The sequence below is a fragment of the Vibrio makurazakiensis genome (assembly GCF_050337375.1).
Taxonomy (GTDB): Bacteria; Pseudomonadota; Gammaproteobacteria; order Enterobacterales; family Vibrionaceae; genus Vibrio; species Vibrio makurazakiensis.
Genome location: NZ_JAKJSW010000263.1, coordinates 1 through 5,140 on the forward strand (window position 1 = coordinate 1; position 5,140 = coordinate 5,140).

General features: G+C 41.9%; 4 protein-coding genes, 1 riboswitch and 1 other annotated feature. Of the genes, 3 read left to right on the forward strand and 1 reads right to left on the reverse strand.

Annotation, left to right across the window (positions count from 1 at the left end; genetic code table 11):
- Positions 1-24: 24 nt before the first annotated feature.
- Positions 25-435, reverse strand: coding sequence for an H-NS family histone-like protein (locus L4C33_RS19515; protein ID WP_428814065.1), 411 nt, complete (start codon positions 433-435; stop codon positions 25-27).
- A 381-nt stretch (positions 436-816) separates the two neighbouring features.
- Positions 817-994: riboswitch (Lysine riboswitch) on the forward strand.
- A 113-nt stretch (positions 995-1,107) separates the two neighbouring features.
- On the opposite strand from L4C33_RS19515, the gene L4C33_RS19520 reads away from it, so the two are divergent.
- From L4C33_RS19520 to hisD, 3 genes are all read left to right on the forward strand, one after another.
- Positions 1,108-2,694 carry a Na+/H+ antiporter NhaC family protein gene (locus L4C33_RS19520; RefSeq protein ID WP_428814066.1) on the forward strand — a complete coding sequence of 529 codons (1,587 nt, stop codon included), beginning with the start codon at positions 1,108-1,110 and terminating at the stop codon, positions 2,692-2,694.
- Between the two features lie 182 nt (positions 2,695-2,876).
- Positions 2,877-3,010 (forward strand) — a sequence feature (His leader region).
- A gap of 55 nt (positions 3,011-3,065) precedes the next feature.
- Complete coding sequence (hisG, locus tag L4C33_RS19525; RefSeq protein WP_428814067.1) at positions 3,066-3,962, forward strand: ATP phosphoribosyltransferase; 897 nt, start codon at positions 3,066-3,068, stop codon at positions 3,960-3,962.
- The coding region (gene hisD, locus L4C33_RS19530) for a histidinol dehydrogenase (RefSeq protein ID WP_428814068.1) at positions 3,962-5,140 on the forward strand (1,179 nt) is incomplete at its 3' end. The genes hisG and hisD, both read left to right, overlap by 1 nt.

Genomic DNA, 5,140 nt, shown 5'->3' on the forward strand with positions numbered 1-5,140 from the left:
ATTACTCCCTATAATAGGGTTTGCTTAGATTGCGAAATCTTCTAGAGATTTACCCGCATCTAATTGCTGTTGGATTGCTAGAGGTGTACGACCTTGGCCTGTCCAAGTTTTTTCTTCGCCGCTAACATCTACATATTTGTATTTTGCAGGGCGAGGTGCACGTTTTGTTTTTGTGCCTTTCGCTTTTGCTTCACCAGAAAGTGCTGCAATTAAATCTGCTACATCAATGCCGTCTTTTGCAATTTGTTCTGCAATTGCTGTTAGCTTAGCTTCTTGCTCTGCTTTAGCTGCACGTTCTTCTGCTTCTGATTCTTGGCGCTCTTGAACAACAATAGTCAGTTTATCTAAAGCTTCTTCTAATTGCTCTAGTGTTAATTCACGTGAGAATGCACGAAGGCTGCGGATATTTAATAGTGTTTTTGTTAATTCAGACATAGCGTTTCCCATCAAGGTAAATAATTTAATCCACCTCATAATAAACAGCGGACTAAGATAAAACAAATGGTTATTTATTTTGATTAGTATAACTCTCAATTAAATATAGAGTAAGCATTAAAATTGTAATTCAATAATTAYAATTGAGATAGGGGCTCTAAAAATAGAGGGGACATCGATAACTTATAAAGTGTATATGAGTGTAATGGACTATATTTCATATAAAGCTATGCAATAGGTACCACTTGGATGTGAATCACCTTGAATGATTGTGGAATGTTATGTTGCATTTCGTTGTTTCATGAGTACAATTGCGGCTACCTGATGCGATGTGCTGGTTAAATTGTTGTTAAATTAACTTAACAATAGTGAAACCTTCGATATTGCCGTAGAGGTGCAATTATGAAGAGTAACTTTTATTGGGGTGATGCCAATGAATAGAAGTGAAAGGCTTAATTGCCGAAGTAAATTGTATATTTAAGCAATTTGCTGGGGTTGTACTCAATAGGTACAACACTGCCATAGTCTTAATTTTAAACTATGGAGCGCTACTGTGGGGTTGGGTGAAGTGTTCACTTCCCTTTCGCTTAGTTCAACATAAGCTTGATAAGCCGTTATCAAGTTTGTCTACAGTAGATCTCTAGCCAAATAAAAAACTGGTTTTTGAAGATCATGAATTTAATAGATTTTGCAACATCTCCTTTATCACTGCTGCCACCGATTGTGGCGTTAAGCCTTGCTATTGTTACACGCCGAGTCCTAGTTTCATTAGGTGTTGGTATTGTTATGGGTGCTATTTTGCTAGCCGATTACTCTGTAGGTAATGCGCTAGGTTACGTTGGAACTAAAGTTTCAGGCGTATTCATTGAAGATGGCGGTATCAATACCTGGAATATGAGCATCGTCGGGTTCCTATTGCTTCTAGGAATGATGACTGCGCTACTAACTCTATCTGGTGGTACACGTGCTTTTGCTGAGTGGGCTCAGTCTCGCGTTAAAAGCAAACGTGGTTCTAAACTTTTAGCCGCATTCTTAGGCGTATTCATCTTTGTGGATGACTACTTTAACAGCCTAGCCGTTGGTGCTATATCTCGCCCTGTTACAGATCGCTTCTATGTATCTCGCGCTAAACTGGCGTATATCCTAGATTCTACTGCTGCTCCTATGTGTGTAATCATGCCTGCTTCAAGCTGGGGCGCATACATCATGACGATCATTGGTGGCATCCTTGTAACCCATGGCATGACAGAGTATTCGGCACTTGGCGCGTACGTACGCTTAATCCCAATGAACTTCTATGCTGTATTTGCGTTACTAATGGTATTCGCAGTTGCTTGGTTCGGTCTTGATGTTGGTAAGATGCGTGACCATGAAATTGAAGCTTCTCAAGGTCGTGGCTTTGATGGTGACAAAAATCAAAAAGATTTGAACGAAGAGCTTGATATCGAAGAAAGCGAAAATGGTTCAGTATCTGATTTGGTTATGCCAATCGTATCGCTTATCGTTGCGACGGTAGCATCAATGCTATACACCGGCGGTGCGGCATTAGCAGCAGACGGTCAAGCATTTAATTTACTGGGCGCGTTTGAAAACACTGATGTAGGTAAAYCACTAGTATATGGTGGTATTGTTGGTTTGCTGGTTGCAATTGTAACTGTGCTTAAGCAAAAGCTACCTATGGCTGATATTGCAAAAACACTATGGATTGGTGCTAAATCGATGTTCGGCGCGATTCTAATTCTTGTATTCGCATGGACTATTGGCTCTGTTATCGGCGATATGAAAACCGGTACGTACCTGTCTTCATTAGTTCAAGGCACAATTGATCATCACTGGTTACCGGTTATCTTATTCTTGCTTGCTGGCCTAATGGCGTTCTCTACAGGTACATCTTGGGGTACGTTTGGCATCATGTTACCGATTGCTGGTGATATGGCTGGTGCAACGGATCTAGCTCTAATGCTACCTATGTTGAGTGCTGTGTTAGCGGGTTCTGTATTTGGTGATCACTGTTCACCTATTTCAGATACTACGATTCTGTCTTCGACAGGTGCTCGTTGTAACCACATTGATCACGTTGCGACTCAGTTGCCTTACGCACTGTCGGTAGCTTTAGTATCGTGTATTGGTTTCATCGCACTGGGTATGACAGCTTCTGTTGCAATTTCATTCGCAGCAGCAAGTGTTGCTTTTGTTGCGGTCTGTTTTGCACTGGCTTACTTCTCTCGTTGTAAAATGGCTAAGTGTCAAAACGCATAATTGGGATAGAAGTGAATGAGAAGGGGGCCTAGGCCTCCTTTTTTATGCCCAACACACTAATTTAGAAATAAGTAAAAAACATCAAATTAATGGTTGAAAAAGGCAGTCAGCTTAGTTAGTGTGGAGTTAAGACAGCAAACAACCTAAGAGCTGATAACTATGCGTAAATATGTAATGAACATTCATCACCATCATCACCCTATCTAGTCTTTCGGGGAGGTTTACGCATACCCGGGAGCAGGATTCTCCCGGAGGTTAAGTCAAAAGAATTTAGATTTAAACCCTCGGAGAGAAAATCTCACGAGGGTTTTTTTAGTTTTATTGTTTGAAAAATACTTAATAAATTCAATAATTTGCACAGGGATACAGCAATGCAGACACAACGCCTAAGAATCGCAATTCAAAAGAAAGGCCGCCTAAGTAAAGAATGCCAAGACTTACTTAAAAAGTGCGGTGTTAAATTTAACATCATGGGTGAACGCCTTGTTGTTCACTCACTAAATATGCCAATTGATCTATTACTGGTTCGTGATGACGATATCCCAGGCCTGATCATGGACGGTGTCGTTGATTTAGGCTTTATCGGTGAAAATGAACTAGAAGAAGTTCGTTTGGATCGTAAAGCGCTTAATGAACCTTCAGATTTCGTTACTCTACGTCGTTTAGACTTTGGTGGTTGCCGCCTTTCTATCGCAATCAATAAAGACGAAGAATATAACGGCCCTCAAGATCTTGCCGGTAAGCGTATTGCAACAACTTACCCTCAGCTACTAAAAGCATACATGGACGAGCAGGGCGTAGATTACAGCGCTTGTATGCTGACTGGTTCTGTAGAAGTGGCACCACGTGCGGGTCTTTCTGATGCTATCGCAGATCTAGTTTCTACGGGTGCAACGCTTGAAGCAAACGGTTTAAAAGAAGCGGAAGTTATCTTCAAATCTAAAGCKACGTTGATTCAACGTAACGGTGAGTTCGACGCAGATAAAATTGCTCTTATCGAAAAGCTACTTACACGTATGCAAGGTGTACAACAGGCGAAAGAGTCTAAATACATCATGCTACACGCTCCAACTGACAAACTAGAACAAATTAAAGCTCTACTACCGGGCGCTGAAGATCCAACGGTTCTACCGTTAGCGTCTGACCAAGATAAAGTCGCTGTGCACTTAGTAAGTACTGAAAACCTTTTCTGGGAAACAATGGAACAACTTAAAGAATTAGGCGCAAGCTCAATCTTAGTTCTTCCAATTGAAAAAATGATGGGGTAATTGAGATGAGAACCGTTGTTTGGCAATCCCTTAGTGAATCACAACAAGACTCTGTGCTTGAGCGTCCAGCTATTAGTGAAGGTGCAAATATCACTGCAGCTGTAAACGAAGTTATTGGTAAAGTTCGTAAAGATGGCGATGCGGCACTATTTGAGCTCACAGAGAAGTTCGATCGCGTTAAGCCTGACTCAATTCGTGTAAGCAAAACCGAAATTGAGCAAGCGTGCGGCCGACTGTCTGAGGAAATGAAACAAGCTTTAGAACAAGCTTATCAAAATATTGCTAAATTTCATGAAGCGCAAAAGCCACAACCTATTCGAGTTGAGACGCAACCGGGTGTTGTATGTGAGCAAATTACCCGAGCAATTAATACGGTAGGCTTGTACATACCTGGTGGTAGCGCTCCATTACCTTCAACGGTTCTGATGCTTGGTGTTCCTGCGCAAATCGCAGGGTGTCGTAAAGTAGTACTTTGTTCACCACCACCTATCGCGGACGAAATTCTGTACGTCGCTAACCTGTGTGAAATTGACGAAGTTTATAACGTGGGCGGCGGGCAGGCTATTGCAGCAATGGCTTACGGAACCGAAAGCGTATCTAAGGTCGATAAAATCTTTGGTCCAGGTAATGCTTATGTGACTGAAGCAAAGCGTCAGGTGAGCAATGATTTCCGTGGTGCCGCGATTGATATGCCAGCAGGCCCTTCTGAAGTTATGGTTATTGCTGATGAAACAGCTGATGCTGATTTTATAGCCGCTGATTTACTTAGTCAGGCTGAACATGGGCCTGATTCACAAGTGGTGCTAGTCACCCCATCTCCTGCGGTTGCTGATCAAGTGACAGAAGCTGTAAAGAAACAATTGGCTGAGTTATCTCGTGCCGATATTGCAGAAAAAGCACTAGCATCAAGTTTAATTATTATCTCGGAGTCATTGACTCAAGCGGTTGCTATTTCCAACTTTTATGGGCCTGAACACCTAATTGTTCAGACTAAGAATCCTCGTGAATTGCTTCCGTTGTTTGATAACGCTGGTTCAATCTTCTTAGGGGATTGGTCTCCTGAATCTGCGGGTGATTACGCCTCTGGTACTAACCATGTTTTACCAACTTATGGTTACACAAAAACGTACTCTAGCTTAGGTTTGGCCGATTTCTCGAAACGTATGACGGTTCAAGAG

What these genes read in the sequence shown, in the direction of transcription:
- L4C33_RS19515 (WP_428814065.1), bottom strand. Translation starts at nt 435, where the DNA reads ATGTCTGAATTAACAAAAACACTATTAAATATCCGCAGCCTTCGTGCA.